Source organism: Alsobacter sp. KACC 23698 (assembly GCF_045348435.1).
GTDB lineage: Bacteria > Pseudomonadota > Alphaproteobacteria > Rhizobiales > Beijerinckiaceae > Alsobacter.
Genome location: NZ_CP157484.1, coordinates 47,770 through 64,580, shown reverse-complemented (window position 1 = coordinate 64,580; position 16,811 = coordinate 47,770). Strand labels below are relative to the sequence as shown.

The following is a 16,811-nucleotide window of genomic DNA, read 5'->3' as shown; positions in this document are numbered from 1 at the left end:
GTCGGGCTGTTTCGAACGGTTTCTCAATCCTCGCGCGCGTAAGGTGGCGACGAGGACCGACATGAGCTTTTTCGAGACCATCACGACCGGGGGTTTGGCGTTGACGGCGTTCGGCACGCTGTCGCTCGTCGCCGTCGTGATCGCCGCTCTGCTGCTGCGCGACCATTTCCGGATCAGCGCCCATGCGGCCGCGCTGGAGGCGGAGAACGAGGGGCTCCAGGACACCGTCTGGGAGCTTCGCGAGAGCGAGGACCGATACCGCAACCTGATCGAGGGGCAGGACGACCTCATCCTGCGCCGCGACCAGGCGGGCCGGCTGACCTATGTGAACGCCGCGTTCGTCATCCTGGCCAACCGGTCGCGGGACGAACTCCTGGACACGACGTTCCAGATCCCCGCCATCGAGACCAGCGGCGACCGCCGCGACGCGGACGGGTCGCGCAGCTACGACCAGCAGATCGAGACCCTGCGCGGGCCGCGCTGGATCTCCTGGCTGGAGACCCCCGTCCGCAGCGCCCATGGCGACACCGAGATCCAGTCCGTCGGCCGCGACATCACCGACCGGCGCGCCGCCGAGGCCGCCCTGGCGGAGGAGCGCGCCAAGGCCGAAGCCGCCAGCGAGGCGAAGTCGCGCTTCCTGGCCACCGTCAGCCACGAGATCCGCACGCCGCTCAACGGGGTGCTCGGCATGGCGGACCTGCTGGTGGGGACCCGGCTCGACCCTGAGCAGACGACCTATGTGCGGGCCGTCAAGACGTCCGGCGAGGCGCTGCTGTCGATCATCGACGAGATCCTGGACTTCTCCAAGATCGAAGCCGGCAAGCTGGAGCTGGCCTGCGAGCCCTTCGACCTCGCTTCTCTGGTGGAGGGGGCGGTGGAGCTGCTCGCGCCCCGCGCCCAGGGCAAGGGCATCGAGATCGCCGGGTTCGTGGCCGCCGACCTCCGCCGCACCGTGATGGGCGACGCCGCGCGCCTGCGCCAGGTGCTCACCAACCTGGCCGGCAACGCCGTCAAGTTCACCGACCAAGGCGGCGTCGGGGTTTCGGTCGAGCGGGCGCCGGACGGGCGCCTCGCCTTCTGCGTCACCGACACCGGGATCGGCATTCCGGCCGACCGGCTGGCGCGCATCTTCGAGGAGTTCGAGCAGGTGGACGGCTCGGCCTCCAGCCGGCACGGCGGCACGGGCCTGGGGCTGGCGATCTCCCGCCGCCTCGTGGCCGGCATGGGAGGGGAGCTCTCCGTCGCCAGCCAGCCGGGCCGGGGCTCGGCCTTCACGTTCACGCTGGACCTGGAGGAGGCGGCGCCCGGGGCCCCGGGCGACGCGTCGCCGCGCTTCGACGGGCGGACCGCGCTGGTGGTGTCCCGCTCGCCTTTCGAGGGGCCCTATATGGTGCGCCGCCTGCAGGAGCTCGGTTTCCGGGCGCATGCGACCGCGACGACCGAAGGCGCCATCGTGCGCCTGAACGACGGCGGCTACGTTCCCGACCTCCTGGTGATCGACGGCGCGGTGGGCGAGGAGGACGCCCGCACGCTGGCGGCCCTCGCCAAGCGCTCCGGCGTCGAGATGCGGCTGGTGCTGCTGTCGCCCTTCGAACGGCGGTCCTTCGGGCCGCCCTCCGCGGCGGGCTTCGACGGCTACCTGGTGAAGCCGGTGCGGGCGCGGTCCCTGTCGTCGCGGCTGACGCCTTCGGAGGACGCGGCGGTTCCGGGCGTCGCGGCGGCCGGCGCGGCCCCGGGGGCCTACGGAGCGGTCGCGGCGGGCATGAAGGTCCTGCTGGCGGAGGACAACGACATCAACGCCCTCCTGGCGACGCGGCTGATGCAGAAGATGGGCGCCAGCGTCACCTGGGCCAAGAACGGCGTCGAGGCCGTCCAGTGCTTCTCGGCCGCGGCCACGACCCCGCAGGAGCGCTTCGACCTGGTGCTGATGGATGTGCGCATGCCCGGGCTGGACGGGCACGAGGCGGCGAGGCGGATCCGCGAGACCGAAGCGGCGCTGGAGCTTCCGCGCACCCGCATCGTCGCGCTGACCGCCAACGTGTTCGAGGAGGACCGCAGGCTCGCCCTCGCGTCCGGCATGGACGCCACCGTGGCCAAGCCCCTCGACCCCGCCGCCCTGGTGGCGTCGCTGGGGCTGGAAAGCCTCGCCCGGACGGGCTGAGGCGGACGCTTCCCCGGGCGTTTGTCACAATCCCGTCAGGCGGATATGGTCTGCCTGCGGTCGCGAGAGCGGCGCTTCGCCTTCAACGGGCGGCTCCTGCGCCGCTCAGGCTCACCGGTGTCAGCGCCCGCATGTCGAACCCCTCCGATGTCGTCGATCGCTCCCCAGGCCTCGCCGCCCGGCTGCTGGGCGGACTCCAGAAGGGCTCCGCGATCCTGGCGCCGCATGTCGGCCGGGCGCAGCCCCTGCCCTCGCCCGCCGGGCTCGACGGCGTGCTCGGCCGCATCGGGTCGCTCGAGGTTCGGCTGGCCCAGACCGCCAAGGACGTGAAGCGCGCGCAAAAGCTGCGCTACCGCGTCTTCTACGACGAGATGGCGGCCGTGCCCGACCTGCGCTCGCGGCTGAAGCGGCGCGACATCGACGCCTATGACGCCATTTGCGACCACCTGCTGGTGATCGACCACGACGCCCCGTCGGCGATCATCGGCAGGTCCGGTCCCGGGCCCCGCAAGCCCAAGGTGGTCGGCACCTACCGGCTGCTGCGCCAGGAGGTCGCCGAGCGGCACGCCGGCTTCTACTCGGCCGGCGAGTTCGAGATCCAGCCGCTGCTCGACGCCCATCCGGGCAAGCGTTTCCTGGAGCTCGGGCGCAGCTGCGTGCTCCAGCCCTACCGCGACAAGCGGACCGTCGAGCTGCTCTGGCACGGGGTCTGGACCTATGTGCGGCGCCACCGCATGGACGTGATGTTCGGATGCGCCAGCCTGGAGGGCGTCGACCCCGCCCGACTGGCGCTGCCGCTCAGCTTCCTGCACCACCATGCCCAGGCCCCCGCCGAGTGGCGCGCCTCGGCGACGAAGTCCAGGCGGGTGGACATGAACATGCTGGCGGCCGCCGACATCAACCCCAAGGCCGCCCTCCACAGCCTGCCGCCGCTGATCAAGGGCTATCTGCGGGTCGGCGCCCGCTTCGGGGACGGGGCGGTGGTGGACCGGCAGTTCGGCGTCACCGACGTGCTCGTCGTCCTGCCGGTCAGCGCCATCCACGCCCGCTACATCGAGCATTTCGGCGCGGACGCCACCCGCCACGCGGCCTGAAGGTCAGCTGCGCCCCTCGCCGGCGGCGGCCAGCGCCTGCATGCCTTCGCGATAGGTCGGATACCGGAAGGCGTAGCCGAGCTCGTCGCGGACGCGCCGGTTGGCGACGCGCTTGTTCTCGCCGTAGAAGCTGCGGGCCATCGGCGACAGGTGGGCCGTTTCGAAGGCGATCTCGGGCGGGGGCTGGACGCCGAGCAGGCCCGCCGCGTAGGTCACCACGTCCTGCGGCGGCGCGGGCTCGTCGTCCGTGACGTTGTAGATCCCGCCGCCCGGCCGCTCCAGCGAGGCGGCCAGGACGCCGGCGATGTCCTCCACGTGGATGCGGTTGAACACCTGGCCGGGCTTCACCAGCCGCCGCGCCGTGCGCGCCTGGAGATTGACCAGCGCGTTCTGGCCCGGGCCGTAGATGCCGGACAGCCGGAAGACGTGCACGGGCTTGCCGGACCGCCGCCCCAGGGCGAGCCAGGCTTCCTCGGCGTGGACGCGACGGGCCGACCGCTCGCTCACCGGGCGAAGCGGCGTCTTCTCGTCCACCCACTCTCCCCCGTGGTCGCCATAGACCCCGACCGTCGACAGATAGCCGATCCAGCGCAGGGGGGCGGAGGCCCCGATCCGGTCCCCGAAGGCGCGCAGGACGGGATCGCCCTCGGCGTCCGGCGGGATGGACACCAGCAGCGCGTCCGCCTGGGCGATCGAGGCGAGGATTTCCGGATCGACGCGGCCGGTCGGGTCGGCGTCGCGCACGCCGGCGTCGAACACCAGCCCGCGCACCCCGTCGCGGCCGAGCAAGGCGGCCTTTTCGGGCGTCCTGACCGTCGCGGCGATGTCCGTGAAGCGCTTGCGCTCGGCCCGGATGAAGGCCGACGCGGTGTAGCCATAGCCGAAGACGAGGAGGTTCAAGGTTCGGCGCTCCATTCGGCGAGAACGTCGGGGTCGGATTCGACGGTCATCCTAGCAGCCCTGAGACGCGAGAGGCGGTCGGGCGGGCTCAGGCGCGAAACCGCCCACACGGCGGCGCCGCGGACCAGCGCGGAGGCGTCGTCCAGAAGCGCCTCGGCGGAGGCGGCGAGGTCGGGCGATCCGGAGTTGCCGATCGCCACCAGCACGTTGCGCACGAAGCGATCGCGGCCGGTGCGCTTGACCGGCGTGCCGGCGAAACGGGCCCGGAACGCCGCGTCGTCGAGGCGGGCGAGATCCGCCAGCGGCAGGGCGTCGAGATCCTCCCGGGCCTGGAGCTTGGCCTCGCGGCCGGCCTCGGCGAACTTGTTCCAGGGGCAGACGGCCAGGCAATCGTCGCAGCCGAACACCCGGTTGCCGACGCCCGCCCGCAGCTCGCGCGGGATCGGGCCCTTGTGCTCGATGGTGAGGTAGGAGACGCAGCGCCGCGCGTCGAGCTGATAGGGGCGCGGGAACGCGTCCGTCGGGCAGACCGCCATGCAGCGCGTGCAGGATCCGCAATGGTCCTCGCCCGGAGTGTCCGGCGGCAGCTCGGCCGTGGTGAAGATCGCGCCCAGGAACAGCCAGGATCCGTGCTCGCGCGACACCAGCACGCTGTGCTTGCCCTGCCAGCCGAGCCCGGCGGCGGCGGCCAGCGGCTTCTCCATGACGGGCGCGGTGTCGACGAAGACCTTGACGTCGGCCCCGCCCGACGCCGCAAGCCGGCCGGCGATCAGCTTCAGCTTGCCCTTGAGGACGTCGTGATAGTCGCGCGACCGGGCGTAGACCGAGATGGAGCCGCGGTCCCGCCGGGAGAGGCTGGCCAGGGGGTCGGACGCTGGGGCGTAGCTGGCGCCCAGCATCACGACGCTGCGCACCTGCGGCCAGAGCACGCGCGGGTCGGCCCGGCGGTCGCGGTTCTGCTCCATCCAGGCCATGTCGCCGTGGCGGCCCTCGGCCAGGGCCTCTTCCAGCTGGGCGGGGGCCTGCGGAATGGCGTCCGGCGTGGTGACCCGCACCGAGACGAAGCCTTCGCGGCGCGCGTCCGCCGCCAGGGCGGCTTTCAGCGCCGCGCCGGTCAGAAGTCCAGGTCCGCGTAGTGCTCGGCCGGGTCCATTCCGAGCACCCGGTCGGCGAGCAGCGGCCGGAAGGACGGCCTCGATTTCACCCGCGCATACCAGTGCTTGGCGGTTTCGTTCTCGTTCCACGGCACGTCGCCCAGGTAGTCGGCCGCCGAAAGCTGCGCCGCGGCCGCGAGATCGGCCCAGCTCAGCTTGTCGCCGGCGAGCCAATTTCGGCCCTGCATCAGGAAGCCGATATAGGACAGATGGTAGCGGATGTTGGCCCGCGCCGCGCGGATCGCCGCCATGTCGGGCGCGCCGCCGCCGGCCTCCAGGGGCATGAAGCGCTTGAACACCTTCTCGGTGACCAGGTAGCCGGTCACCTCGGCGTGCATCTTGCCATTGAACCAGTCGACGAGGCGGCGGACCTCGACGCGCCCCTTGGGATCGGACGGCAGCAGGCGCCGGTCGCCCAGCGCGAGCCCGCGCGTCTCGTCCAGATACTCGGCGATGACGGAGGCGCCGGGGACGTTTCCGATCTGCTCCTCGCTGAACACCGGCGTGGTCCCGGCCGGGTTCATGACCAGGAACTCGGTGCGGCGCTCGAAGGCGCGCTCCTCGACCAGGGACGCTTCGATCCCGAACTCCCCCAGCAGAAGCCGAACGAACCTGGAATGCGGGCAGAGAGGGTGATGGAAGAGCGTCGCCATGGGCAGAGGCTTCGTCTCCGGAACGGGGGGCATGGGACGCCGCGGCGGCGGCGATCGGCCGTTTCGACGCACGCAGGGTGGCGTCGCGAGGGGTCAGCGTATAAAACCGCGACGCGCTCGCCACAACACCAATCGTCCCCCGCGCACAGCTTACGTCAGGTCCCGAGGCCCATCGAGAGCCCGGGCGCCCCCCTCAGTCAGGACCGTCCCCATGGATCTCGCTTCCGCCCTGAAAGCCATCGTGCTCGGGATTTTCGAAGGCTTCACGGAGTTCCTGCCCGTGTCGTCGACCGGGCACCTCTTGCTGGCGGAGCACTTCCTCGGCCTGAACTTCGCCGACGACAAGTTCGACAAGACCTTCGCGGTGCTGATCCAGCTCGGGTCGATCCTGGCGATCCTGGGCGTCTATTTCCACAAGCTCCTGCAGATCGTGCTGGCGCTCCCCACGGACCCGCGGGCCCGCAACTTCGTGATCGGCGTGCTGGCCGCGTTCCTGCCCGCCGCCGTCATCGGGGCGCTGCTGCACGGCTTCATCAAGGGCGTGCTGTTCAACCCGCTGATCGTCTGCATCGCGCTCATCGTCGGCGGCCTCGTGCTGCTCGTCGTCGACGTGCGCAGCCCGACCGCCAAGCACCACGACGCCACGCAGTTCCCGCTCTCGATGTACATCAAGATCGGCTTCGCCCAGTGCCTGGCGATGATCCCGGGCGTGTCGCGCTCGGGCGCGACCATCGTGGGCGCCATGCTGATGGGCGCCGACAAGCGGGCCGCCGCCGAGTTCTCGTTCTGGCTGGCGATGCCCACCATGGCGGGCGCCTTCGCGTATGACCTCCTGAAGAACTACAAGACCCTCGACACGCAGGGCGTCGGCATCATCGCGCTGGGCTTCGTGGCGGCGCTGATCTCCGGCCTCTTCGTCGTGAAGGGCCTGCTCGGCTACGTGTCGCGCCACGGCTTCGCGGTGTTCGCCTGGTGGCGGATCCTGGTCGGCTCGGCGGGCCTGGCCGCGCTCTGGGTCTATGGCTGAGCCGGGTCACGCGGGCAGCGCCGCGTCCTCCGGATCGGGCGAATCGGGCGGGCTCTGGCCGGGAAGCGTCTTGGGCTCGAAGCGGCAGATGTCGCTGATGATGCAGCGCGGACAGTCCGGCTTGCGGGCCTTGCACACATAGCGGCCGTGCAGGATCAGCCAGTGATGCGCATGCTGGAGGTATTCGGCCGGAATGACGCGCAACAGCCCGAGCTCGACGTCCAGCGGGGTCTTGCCGGGCGCGAGGGGCAGGCGGTTCGACACCCGGAACAGATGCGTGTCGACCGCGATCGTGGGCTGGCCGAAGGCCGTGTTCAGGACCACGTTGGCGGTCTTGCGGCCCACGCCGGGCAAGGTCTCCAGTTCCTCCCGGGTGCGGGGCGTCTCGCCCCCGAACTCGTCGACGAGCCGGCGCGACAGGGCGACGACGTTCCGGGCCTTGTTGCGGAAGAGCCCGATCGTCTTGATGGCCTCGCGGACGGCGTCCTCGCCGAGGTCCAGCATCTTCTGCGGCGTGTCGGCGACCGCGAACAGGGCGCGGGTCGCCCGGTTCACGCCGACGTCTGTGGCCTGCGCGGACAGCACCACGGCGACCAGCAGGGTGAAGGGATTGACGTATTCCAGCTCTCCCTTGGGCTCTGGCTCGGCCTGCCGGAAGCGCTCGAAGATCTCGCGCACCAGCGGCGGCTCCAGCGGCTTGGGGGCCTTGGGGGCCTTCTTGGCTTTGGATTTGGCGGCCTTCGGCTTGGCGGAACCTTTCGGTTTGGCCGCGCCTTGGGGGGACGCCGGTTTCGGGACGCCCCTCTGACCGGCGTCCGGCGCCGGCCCCGCGTCAATGGGTCTCTTGGCCTTGTGATCGGAGAGCGGCTTACGCGGCGGCATGGCTGGCCTATAGTTTCGGGGGTCGTCTGGCGGCAAGGCTAACCTGCGATGTCCGTGTCCGATTCACCACCCGATTTCGCGCCGGCCGTGTTCTCGGCGGTGCTGACGCCGCATCGCTCGCTGGACCTGCGCGGCGCCAGGCTGGTGCTCGTGCTCGTCGCGCTGGCGAGCTGCGTCGCCAGCGTGCCGTTCCTGATCCTGGGTTTCTGGCCCGTGGCCGGGTTCTACGGGCTGGACGTCGCCATCCTGTATTTCGCGCTGCGCTCCAGCATGGCGCAGGCCCGGTCCTACGAGGAGGTGAGCGTCACCCCCCTGGAGGTCCTGTTGCGCAAGGCGCCGGTGGACGGCCCGGTGAGCGAGTGGCGGTTCAATCCGGCCTGGACGCGGCTCCACCGCGAGGAGCACGCCGAATTCGGGGTCCAGCGTCTCGCTTTGGTGTCGCGGGGCCAGTTCGTCGGCCTGGCGGCGTTCCTGTCGCCGGACGAGAAGGCCAGTTTCGGGACGGCGCTGTCGGCGGCCCTCGCCGAGGCGCGGCGGGGCGTCACCTACAATCCCTGACGCGGCCGCGCGCAGGTTTCGGGTGTCGGCGGCGGCGGGCCGCCCCTAGATTGGGGCGACCTGGGAGAGAGCCATGCTTCAGTCCACCGCCGAATTCGCCCCGCTGTCCGCCGCGGACATCGACGCCGGCCCGCTGTCCGACTACGACCGCGTCCGCCGCGCCCTGGCCTTCATCACCGAACGCTGGCGCCAGCAGCCGTCGCTGGACGACATCGCCGCCCATGTGGGGGTGTCGTCGTCGCATCTCCACCATGTGTTCCGCCGCTGGGCCGGGCTGACCCCCAAGGCCTTCCTGCAGGCGATCACGCTCGACAACGCCCGGGCGCTGCTGCGCGATTCGGCCAGCGTGCTGGACACCGCCTATGAGGTGGGCCTGTCGGGACCCGGCCGCCTGCACGACCTGTTCGTGACCCACGAGGCGATGAGCCCGGGCGAGTGGAAGGCCGAGGGCGGCGGCGTCGCCATGGCGTACGGGTTCCATGCGTCGCCGTTCGGCGAGGCCATCGTGGTCGCGACGGAGCGCGGGCTGGCCGGCGTCGGCTTCGTCGACGACGGCGACCGCGACGCCGCGCTGGCCGACATGCGCCGCCGCTGGCCGCGGGCGCTGTTCGCCGAGAACGCCGCAGCCACCGCCGACCTCGCCCGGCGCTGCTTCGATCCGCAGGCCTGGCGCAGCGAGACTCCGTTGCGGGTCGTGCTGATCGGCTCCGATTTCGAGGTCCGCGTCTGGCAGGCGCTGCTGCGCATCCCGATGGGACGGGCGACCACCTATTCGGACATCGCCCGCCATATCGGCAAGCCGAAGGCCGCCCGCGCGGTCGGGGCCGCCGTCGGGCGCAACCCGATCTCCTTCGTGGTGCCCTGCCACCGCGTGCTGGGCCGCTCGGGCGCGCTCACGGGCTACCATTGGGGCCTCACCCGCAAGCAGGCCATCCTGGGCTGGGAGGCGGGCCAGACCGCGGCGGGCTGAGCCCCGCGGGCGCCGGATCAGCGGAAGATGTCGAACAGCGACTTTCGCGCCGGGGCCGCCGCCTGGGGCGGAGGCGCGGGGGCGAGGGCGGGCGCGCTCGTCGGGACCTCGCCCACCGTCGTCGCGGCGTCCGGCTTGGGCTTGGGCTTGCGGGGCTTGGCGGCGGCCACGACCGCGCCCTCCGGCTTGCCGTCCAGGCGATTGAGGCGGGCGGCGAGCCCGGCGGCGCGCAGCTCCGTGTAGCGCGAGGCGCAATAGCCGTGAGCCGCCTCCCGGGCGTAGTCGCGGCAGACCGTCTCGCGCTCGGAGGTGAAGCCGGCCTGCTCGGCGGCGACGGCCTTGATCTCCTGCTTGCCCTGGGTGCGATGGATCAGCGCCTTGAAGTTCTCGCGCACCGCCTTGTCGGCGCGCGAACGGTCGCTCTCGATCCATTTCTGGCCTTCGAACGTCGCCGGGGCAGGACCCCACAGGCCGCGCGCCTCGACGCGGCAATCGGCGTCCTTGAACGTGCAGGCGGCTCCCGCCCCGCGCACCAGGACCGCGCCGTCGAGCACGTCCAGCGTGAGCGGGCAGGAGGGAGCGTCCAGCGACAGCCGGATCACGCCCTCGGGCCGGCCGGCGGGCGTCAGGTCGAGCGGGCGCCCTCCCCCGAGATCGACGCCGCAGGCCTGCGACGGATCGGAGATCTTCTCGCCGACGCCGATCAGGGTGGCCTGCAGGGCGCTCTTGTCCTTGCGCTCGATCTGCAGCTTGCCGCGCGCGCCGTTCAGCATCAGCGTCTTGCCGACCACGCTCTCCTCGCCGACGAGTTTCACCACGACCGGGCCGGGAGGCGGCTTGGGGGCGGACGGGACGGGGGCGGCGGGCTGGACGGCGCCGGTCGCGGTCCCGGGTCCCGCTCCGGGGAGCACGAGCTGGGCGGCCGCCATGTCCGGGCGCAGCACGAGGGCCGCGAGGCCCAAGGCTGAGAATGCGATCGCGAGGGGTCGGTTCAAAGGGGTCGCTCGGGGCTGAAAGACAGCGCAGAATGTATCATGCCCTACAGTCGTCGCGAATCGCCCGTTGGGTGGAGGTCCGGAGAACCTGTCGAGGTGTGGCCTTCTTGCGTCGCGGGCCCGGGCGGAACCGGTTCGCCGTCTCGCCTTGCAGGCCCGTTCAGCCCTCCTTATATACCCGGCGACTGCGGGAATACCCGCCAAACCTAGGGGATCTGGCTCTCGGTCCCGCCTCGGTCGAGGCGTGACGGAAAGCCTTCAGCCGGAGCGCTTTCGGGGCTCGGCGGTCTCGCCGCAAAAGGGGACTACCACCATGGGTAAAGTGATCGGAATCGATCTTGGAACCACCAACTCGTGCGTCGCCATCATGGAAGGCACGACGCCGAAGGTGATCGAGAACGCCGAGGGCGCGCGCACGACGCCGTCCATCGTGGCGTTCACGGACGAAGGCGAGCGCCTCGTCGGCCAGCCGGCCAAGCGCCAGGCGGTGACGAACCCCGAGCGCACCTTCTTCGCCATCAAGCGCCTCATCGGGCGCACCTATGACGACCCGATGACCCAGAAGGACAAGGGCCTCGTGCCCTACAACATCGTGCGCGCCGGCAATGGCGACGCCTGGGTGGACGCGGACGGCAAGCAGTATTCCCCCTCCCAGATCTCGGCCTTCATCCTGCAGAAGATGAAGGAGACCGCGGAGGCGTTCATCGGCCAGCCGGTCACCCAGGCGGTGATCACCGTCCCGGCCTATTTCAACGACGCCCAGCGCCAGGCCACCAAGGACGCCGGCAAGATCGCCGGCCTTGAGGTGCTGCGCATCATCAACGAGCCGACCGCGGCCGCGCTCGCCTATGGCCTCGACAAGAAGAAGACCGGCGTGGTCGCCGTGTACGATCTCGGCGGCGGCACCTTCGACGTGTCGATCCTGGAGATCGGCGACGGCGTGTTCGAGGTGAAGTCCACGAATGGCGACACCTTCCTGGGCGGTGAAGACTTCGACATGCGGCTGGTCGAGTATCTGGCCGAGGAGTTCCGGAAAGAGAACGGCATCGACCTCAAGAAGGACAAGCTGGCCCTCCAGCGCCTGAAGGAGGCCGCCGAGAAGGCCAAGATCGAGCTCTCCTCCGCGAGCCAGACCGAGATCAACCTGCCCTACATCACGGCGGACGCGAGCGGCCCGAAGCACCTGACGCTGAAGCTGACGCGCGCCAAGTTCGAGGCGCTGGTGGACGATCTCGTCCAGAAGACCATCGAGCCCTGCCGCAAGGCCCTCAAGGACGCCGGCCTGTCGGCGGGCGAGATCGACGAGGTGATCCTCGTCGGCGGCCAGACGCGCATGCCGAAGGTCCAGGAGATCGTGAAGCAGTTCTTCGGCAAGGAGCCCCACAAGGGCGTCAACCCGGACGAGGTCGTGGCCATCGGCGCGGCGGTCCAGGCCGGCGTGCTGCAGGGCGACGTCAAGGACGTGCTGCTGCTGGACGTGACGCCGCTGTCGCTGGGGATCGAGACGCTGGGCGGCGTGTTCACGCGCCTGATCGACCGCAACACGACCATCCCGACCAAGAAGGGCCAGGTGTTCTCCACCGCCGAGGACAACCAGACCGCCGTGACGATCCGGGTGTTCCAGGGCGAGCGCGAGATGGCGGCCGACAACAAGCTGCTCGGCCAGTTCGACCTCGTCGGCCTGCCGCCGGCGCCGCGCGGCGTGCCGCAGGTGGAGGTGACCTTCGACATCGACGCCAACGGCATCGTCAACGTGTCGGCCAAGGACAAGGCCACCGGCAAGGAGCAGCAGATCCGCATCCAGGCCTCGGGCGGCCTCAGCGAGACCGACATCGAGAAGATGGTGAAGGACGCGGAGGCGCACGCCTCCGAGGACAAGAAGCGCCGCGAGCTGGTGGAGGCCCGCAACCAGGGCGAGAGCCTCGTCCATCAGACCGAGAAGACCGTGGCCGACCTCGGCGACAAGGCCGCGGCTGCGGACAAGTCGGCCATCGAGGGCGCGATCGCGGCCGTGAAGACCGCCATCGCGGGTGAGGACGTCGAGGCCATCAAGGCCCGGACCAACGACCTCATGCAGCTCTCGATGAAGCTCGGCGAGGCCATGTACGCGGCCCAGCAGGGCGGCGGCGAGGCGGGCGAGCACGAGGCCGGCGCAGAGAAGAAGGACGACGTCATCGACGCGGACTTCCGCGAGGTCGGCGACGACGATAAGAAGAAGCGGGCTTGATGCGATGATGGCGGCCGGCTGCGCGCCGGCCGCCATTCGCATGGAGGGCGACATGCGACCGTCTGCTGCGCTGGCTTCCAACCGCGATGCTGTGATCAGCACAGTGTCGGGATACCCGGTGTCCAACCTCAGGGTTTTCGGCTCCGTAGCCCGCGGGGAAGACGACGAAAATAGTGACGTCGACCTCCTGATAGACCCATTGCCTGGGCTGACTTTGTTTCAGATCTGCGGGCTGGAGATCGAACTCGAGCGCCTGCTCGGCAAGAAGGTCGATCTCGTGATCGCCGAAGAACTGCACCGCCGCATCAAGGGACGGGTGCTCGCTGAGGCGAAGCCTCTATGAGGGGTGGCGATCCGGGCCTCTACATCGAGCTCATGGCCAAGGCGGCTCGTGACGCGATCATCTTTGTCGAAGGCCTATCCGACCAAGATTTTCTGATTGACGAGAAGACGCAGCACGCTGTGTCGATGTGCCTGATCGTGATCGGTGAAAATGCAAAGCGCTTGTTCGCCGTGGCGCCCGACGCCATGCGGGGCCATGACGACATCCCATGGATCAGCATGGCCCGGATGCGAGATCGGATCGCTCATGGCTATGAGGATCTGCACATGGGTGTGATCTGGAAAACGGTCCGTGACGACCTTCCGCCTCTGGTCAAAGCGCTCGAAACCATGTTGCTGAGCTACCCTGACCCTGAATCCTCAACGCATGACCGAGCATAGCCGCATCCATGGCCAAGACAGACTATTACGAACTGCTCGAGGTCAGCCGCACCGCGACCGAAACGGAGCTGAAATCCGCCTTCCGCAAGCTTGCGATGAAGCATCACCCGGATCGCAATCCGGGCGACAAGGCGGCCGAGGCGAAGTTCAAGGAGCTCAACGAGGCCTACCAGGTCCTCTCCGACGGGCAGAAGCGCGCCGCCTATGACCGCTTCGGGCACGCCGCCTTCGAGAATGGCGGCGGGGGCGGCCCGGGCTTCGGCAATGATTTCGCCTCCTCGATGGCGGACATCTTCGAGGACCTGTTCGGCGACTTCACGGGCCGCGGCGGACGCCAGCAGGCCAATGGCCGCGAGCGCGGCTCGGACCTGCGCTACAATCTCGAGATCACCCTCGAGGAAGCCTATGCGGGCAAGACCGCGACCCTCAAGGTGCCGACCTCCATCGCCTGCGAGGCGTGTTCGGGCACGGGCGCGAAGCCGGGCTCCAAGGCCAAGCAGTGCCCGACCTGCGGCGGACATGGCCGCGTGCGGGCGAGCCAGGGCTTCTTCTCCATCGAGCGCACCTGCCCGAGCTGTCACGGCCGCGGCGAGGTGATCGAGGATCCGTGCCGCTCCTGCGGCGGAGCCGGCCGGGTGACGCGCGAGCGGACGCTGTCGGTCAACATCCCGGCGGGCGTCGAGGACGGCACCCGGATCCGGCTCGCCAACGAGGGCGAAGCGGGGCTGCGGGGCGGCCCCAATGGCGACCTCTACATCTTCCTGTCGCTGAAGCCGCATGCGTTCCTGCAGCGGGACGGATCCGACCTGTTCTGCCGCGTGCCGGTCTCCATGGTGACGGCGGCGCTTGGCGGCGAGGTCAGCGTGCCGGTGCTCGACGGCGAGCAATGCACCGTCAAGGTGCCGGAGGGCACCCAGACCGGCAAGCAGATCCGCATCCGCGGCCGCGGCATGCCGATCCTGCGCTCGCGCGACCACGGCGACCTGTACATCCAGGTCGTGGTCGAGACGCCGCAGAAGCTCAGCAGCCGCCAGAAGGAGCTCCTGCGCGAATTCGAAACGGAGAGCTCCAAGGACACCCAGCCCGAAAGCGCCAGCTTCTTCGCCAAGGTGCGGGATTTCTTCGGCGGGGCGGAGTAGGCCGCTCCGCTCGTCGACGCGGCGCGCCGGTCCGCTCGCGAAAGTTGACCGCCTCAGCCCACGCTCCTAAGTGTGGGTGTCGACAGGATCGCTGGAGCATCCCTTGCAGCCGCAACCTCGACGTCCCAAGGCCAAAGCGAAGGAGACCCGTTTCCACGGGCCCCTGGGCAGGCGGCTGCAGGACGAGGCGCGGTTCCTCAAGAGCTGGCTCGACAATCCGCTGCTCACCGGGGCGATCGCGCCGTCCGGTCCGGCCCTCGCCCGCGAGATGGCCTCGCTGGTCGACCCGTCGCAGCCCGGCCCCGTGATCGAGCTCGGCCCCGGCACAGGCCCCGTCACCGAGGCCCTGATCCGGCGCGGCGTCGCGCCCGACCGGCTCATCCTGGTCGAATTCGACCCGGAATTCTGCAAGCTCCTCGCCCGCCGCTTTCCGCGCGCCCGCATCGTCCAGGGCGACGCCTACGCCATCGACGAGACGCTGCGGGGATTGCTGCCCGCCCCGGCGGCGGCGGTGGTGTCGAGCCTGCCGCTGCTGACGCGCCCCGAAGCCGAGCGGGCGCAGCTGCTCGTGCGGGCCTTCGGGCTGATGGCGCCGCGCGCGCCCTTCATCCAGTTCACCTATGGGCTGACCTCGCCCGCGCCGCGCGGGCCCGGCGTGGCGGCCGAGGTGTCGCCTCCGGTCTGGCTCAACATTCCGCCGGCGCGGGTGTGGGTCTATCGCCGGGCGGACGAGGCTGCGCTGGCGGCCGCCCGCGCGCCGCGCCGGGTCGACGCCGCCTTCATCCGGCGCCTGAAGGCCCACACGGACCGGGTGCGGGACGACCTGCTCGACGGCGCCGACAAGGTGAAGCAGGCCTGGGAGGAGCGCTCCGACCGGGTGCTGCGCGACGAGCGCGTGCGCCCCACGCTGGAGCTGCTGCGCCGCATCAACGCCCATATGGAAGGCCCCGACGCGCATGTGGCGGCGGACGCGCAGCTGCGCGCGATCAGGACGCGCCAGCACGCCCGCAAGGGCTGACCGGCGTGTCGACGGTCTATTACGTCAGCCATCCCCAGGTCCGCGTCGATCCCGCCGTCCCGGTTCCCCGGTGGTCCCTTTCGCCTCTCGGGCGAGAGCGGCTGGCCGCCGTCGCCGGCCGCCCCTGGGTCGCGGCGCTGAAGGCGATCATCTCCTCGGACGAGGCCAAGGCCGTGGAGTCGGCGATGATGCTGGCGGAGGCCTCCGGGGCCCCGGTGAGCGTGATGGAGGGGCTGCACGAGAACGACCGCAGCGCCACCGGCTTCCTGCCTCCGCCGGAGTTCGAGGCGACCGCCGATGCGTTCTTCGCCCGCCCGACGCACAGCGTGCGCGGCTGGGAGCGCGCCGTCGACGCGCAGGCCCGCGTGCTTGCGGCCGCCCGGCGCGCGCTTGAGGCCGCCCCGGCGGGGGACGTGGCGCTCGCCGGCCATGGCGGCGTCGGCACGCTGCTCACCTGCGCCCTGAGCAGCCTCCCCATCGACCGCCGTTTCGACCAGCCGCCGAATGGCGGCGGCAACGTCTTCGCCTTTGACAGGTCCACCCTGCGCGTGCTCCACCGCTGGCGCCCCCTCGAGGACGCCAGAATCGGAGAGCCCGAATGACCGGAGCACAGACCCCGCGCGACCGCATGATCGTCGCGCTCGACCTGCCCAGCGTCGCCGAGGCGCAGGCCATGACCGAGCGGCTGGGCGACAGTGTCGCGTTCTACAAGGTCGGGCTCGAGCTCATCTACGCCGGCGGCCTGGATTTCGCCAAGCGGCTCATCGGCGAGGGCAAGAAGGTCTTCCTCGACCTGAAGTTCCACGACATCCCCAACACGGTCACCCGCGCCACCGAGCAGATCGCCCGGCTCGGCGCCACCTATCTCACCGTCCACGCCTATCCGCAGACCATGAGGGCGGCCGTCGCCGCCAGCCAGGGCTCCGGGCTCAAGATCCTGGCCGTCACGGTGATGACCTCCTATGACGACGCGGACCTCGCCGAGGCCGGCTACGGCCTGGCCGTGAAAGATCTGGTGGCGCGCCGCGCCCGCCAGGCCCGCGACCTCGGGGCCGGGGGATTGATCCTGTCGCCCGAGGAGCTTGCCGCCATCAGGCCGCTGGTGGGGCCGGGCGTCGACCTCGTCACGCCGGGCATCCGGCCGGCCGGCGCGGCGCTGGGCGACCAGAAGCGGGCCGCCTCTCCGGCCGCCGCGATCCGGGCCGGGGCGGACGCGCTGGTGGTGGGGCGCCCGATCACCCAGGCCGCCGATCCGCGCGCCGCCGCCGACGCGATCGTCGCGGAGATCGCCGGCGCGCTCTGAGCGCCAT

16 protein-coding genes and 1 pseudogene are annotated in these 16,811 nt (G+C 70.6%); 12 read left to right on the top strand and 5 right to left on the bottom strand.

Annotation, left to right across the window (positions count from 1 at the left end; translation table 11 throughout):
- The first annotated feature begins 61 nt into the window (after positions 1-61).
- Both ABEG18_RS00340 and ABEG18_RS00335 read left to right on the top strand, forming a co-directional pair.
- Positions 62-2,161, top strand: a complete 2,100-nt coding sequence (locus ABEG18_RS00340; protein ID WP_406856114.1) for an ATP-binding protein — start codon at positions 62-64, stop codon at positions 2,159-2,161.
- A gap of 131 nt (positions 2,162-2,292) precedes the next feature.
- Positions 2,293-3,255, top strand: a complete 963-nt coding sequence (locus ABEG18_RS00335) for a GNAT family N-acetyltransferase (protein ID WP_406856113.1) — start codon at positions 2,293-2,295, stop codon at positions 3,253-3,255.
- 3 nt (positions 3,256-3,258) lie between these two features.
- Here ABEG18_RS00335 and ABEG18_RS00330 read toward each other — a convergent pair whose 3' ends face one another.
- From ABEG18_RS00330 to ABEG18_RS00320, 3 genes are read right to left on the bottom strand one after another with little or no spacing between them, the layout of a single operon-like run.
- A complete protein-coding gene (locus ABEG18_RS00330; protein WP_406856112.1) occupies positions 3,259-4,155 on the bottom strand; it encodes an SDR family oxidoreductase in 897 nt (298 codons plus the stop codon).
- Positions 4,152-5,210: a tRNA epoxyqueuosine(34) reductase QueG gene (gene queG / locus ABEG18_RS00325; RefSeq protein WP_406856110.1), complete on the bottom strand. Its 1,059-nt coding sequence runs from the start codon at positions 5,208-5,210 to the stop codon at positions 4,152-4,154. The genes ABEG18_RS00330 and queG overlap by 4 nt, the downstream gene beginning before the upstream one ends.
- A gap of 59 nt (positions 5,211-5,269) precedes the next feature.
- Entirely contained in the window at positions 5,270-5,962 is a 693-nt protein-coding gene (locus ABEG18_RS00320; RefSeq protein ID WP_406856109.1) for a glutathione S-transferase family protein, read from the bottom strand.
- Between the two features lie 211 nt (positions 5,963-6,173).
- Here ABEG18_RS00320 and ABEG18_RS00315 point away from each other — a divergent pair, with 211 nt between their 5' ends.
- Positions 6,174-6,989, top strand: a complete 816-nt coding sequence (locus ABEG18_RS00315; RefSeq protein WP_406856108.1) for an undecaprenyl-diphosphate phosphatase — start codon at positions 6,174-6,176, stop codon at positions 6,987-6,989.
- Between the two features lie 6 nt (positions 6,990-6,995).
- Here the strand turns inward: ABEG18_RS00315 and nth are convergent, their stop codons facing one another.
- Positions 6,996-7,871 (bottom strand): endonuclease III, encoded by an 876-nt coding sequence (gene nth, locus ABEG18_RS00310; RefSeq protein ID WP_406856107.1) that lies wholly within the window; start codon positions 7,869-7,871, stop codon positions 6,996-6,998.
- A gap of 48 nt (positions 7,872-7,919) precedes the next feature.
- Here nth and ABEG18_RS00305 point away from each other — a divergent pair, with 48 nt between their 5' ends.
- Complete coding sequence (locus tag ABEG18_RS00305) at positions 7,920-8,429, top strand: DUF2244 domain-containing protein (RefSeq protein WP_406856106.1); 510 nt, start codon at positions 7,920-7,922, stop codon at positions 8,427-8,429.
- Between the two features lie 73 nt (positions 8,430-8,502).
- Complete coding sequence (locus ABEG18_RS00300) at positions 8,503-9,399, top strand: methylated-DNA--[protein]-cysteine S-methyltransferase (RefSeq protein ID WP_406856105.1); 897 nt, start codon at positions 8,503-8,505, stop codon at positions 9,397-9,399.
- Positions 9,400-9,416: 17 nt separating this feature from the next.
- On the opposite strand, the gene ABEG18_RS00295 is transcribed toward ABEG18_RS00300, so the two are convergent.
- The gene (locus tag ABEG18_RS00295) at positions 9,417-10,394 is read right to left on the bottom strand and encodes a hypothetical protein (protein ID WP_406856104.1); all 978 of its coding nucleotides are present in this window, start codon (positions 10,392-10,394) and stop codon (positions 9,417-9,419) included.
- Between the two features lie 313 nt (positions 10,395-10,707).
- Between ABEG18_RS00295 and dnaK the strand changes: the two genes are divergently transcribed.
- The 7 genes and pseudogenes from dnaK (at position 10,708) to pyrF (ending at position 16,804) form a co-directional block, all read left to right on the top strand.
- The gene (gene dnaK, locus ABEG18_RS00290) at positions 10,708-12,621 is read left to right on the top strand and encodes a molecular chaperone DnaK (RefSeq protein WP_406856103.1); all 1,914 of its coding nucleotides are present in this window, start codon (positions 10,708-10,710) and stop codon (positions 12,619-12,621) included.
- A 4-nt stretch (positions 12,622-12,625) separates the two neighbouring features.
- Positions 12,626-12,964: a nucleotidyltransferase family protein gene (locus ABEG18_RS00285; RefSeq protein WP_406856102.1), complete on the top strand. Its 339-nt coding sequence runs from the start codon at positions 12,626-12,628 to the stop codon at positions 12,962-12,964.
- Positions 12,961-13,344 (top strand): DUF86 domain-containing protein, encoded by a 384-nt coding sequence (locus ABEG18_RS00280; RefSeq protein ID WP_406856101.1) that lies wholly within the window; start codon positions 12,961-12,963, stop codon positions 13,342-13,344. Before ABEG18_RS00285 ends, ABEG18_RS00280 begins: the two co-directional genes overlap by 4 nt.
- An 8-nt stretch (positions 13,345-13,352) precedes the next feature.
- Positions 13,353-14,483: a molecular chaperone DnaJ gene (gene dnaJ, locus ABEG18_RS00275; RefSeq protein WP_406856100.1), complete on the top strand. Its 1,131-nt coding sequence runs from the start codon at positions 13,353-13,355 to the stop codon at positions 14,481-14,483.
- Positions 14,484-14,586: 103 nt separating this feature from the next.
- A pseudogene (locus ABEG18_RS00270) lies at positions 14,587-15,207 on the top strand (class I SAM-dependent methyltransferase); the annotation flags it as partial.
- A 299-nt stretch (positions 15,208-15,506) separates the two neighbouring features.
- Positions 15,507-16,103, top strand: coding sequence for a histidine phosphatase family protein (locus ABEG18_RS00265; RefSeq protein WP_406856099.1), 597 nt, complete (start codon positions 15,507-15,509; stop codon positions 16,101-16,103).
- Positions 16,100-16,804, top strand: a complete 705-nt coding sequence (gene pyrF, locus ABEG18_RS00260) for an orotidine-5'-phosphate decarboxylase (RefSeq protein ID WP_406856098.1) — start codon at positions 16,100-16,102, stop codon at positions 16,802-16,804. Before ABEG18_RS00265 ends, pyrF begins: the two co-directional genes overlap by 4 nt.
- Positions 16,805-16,811: the final 7 nt, after the last annotated feature.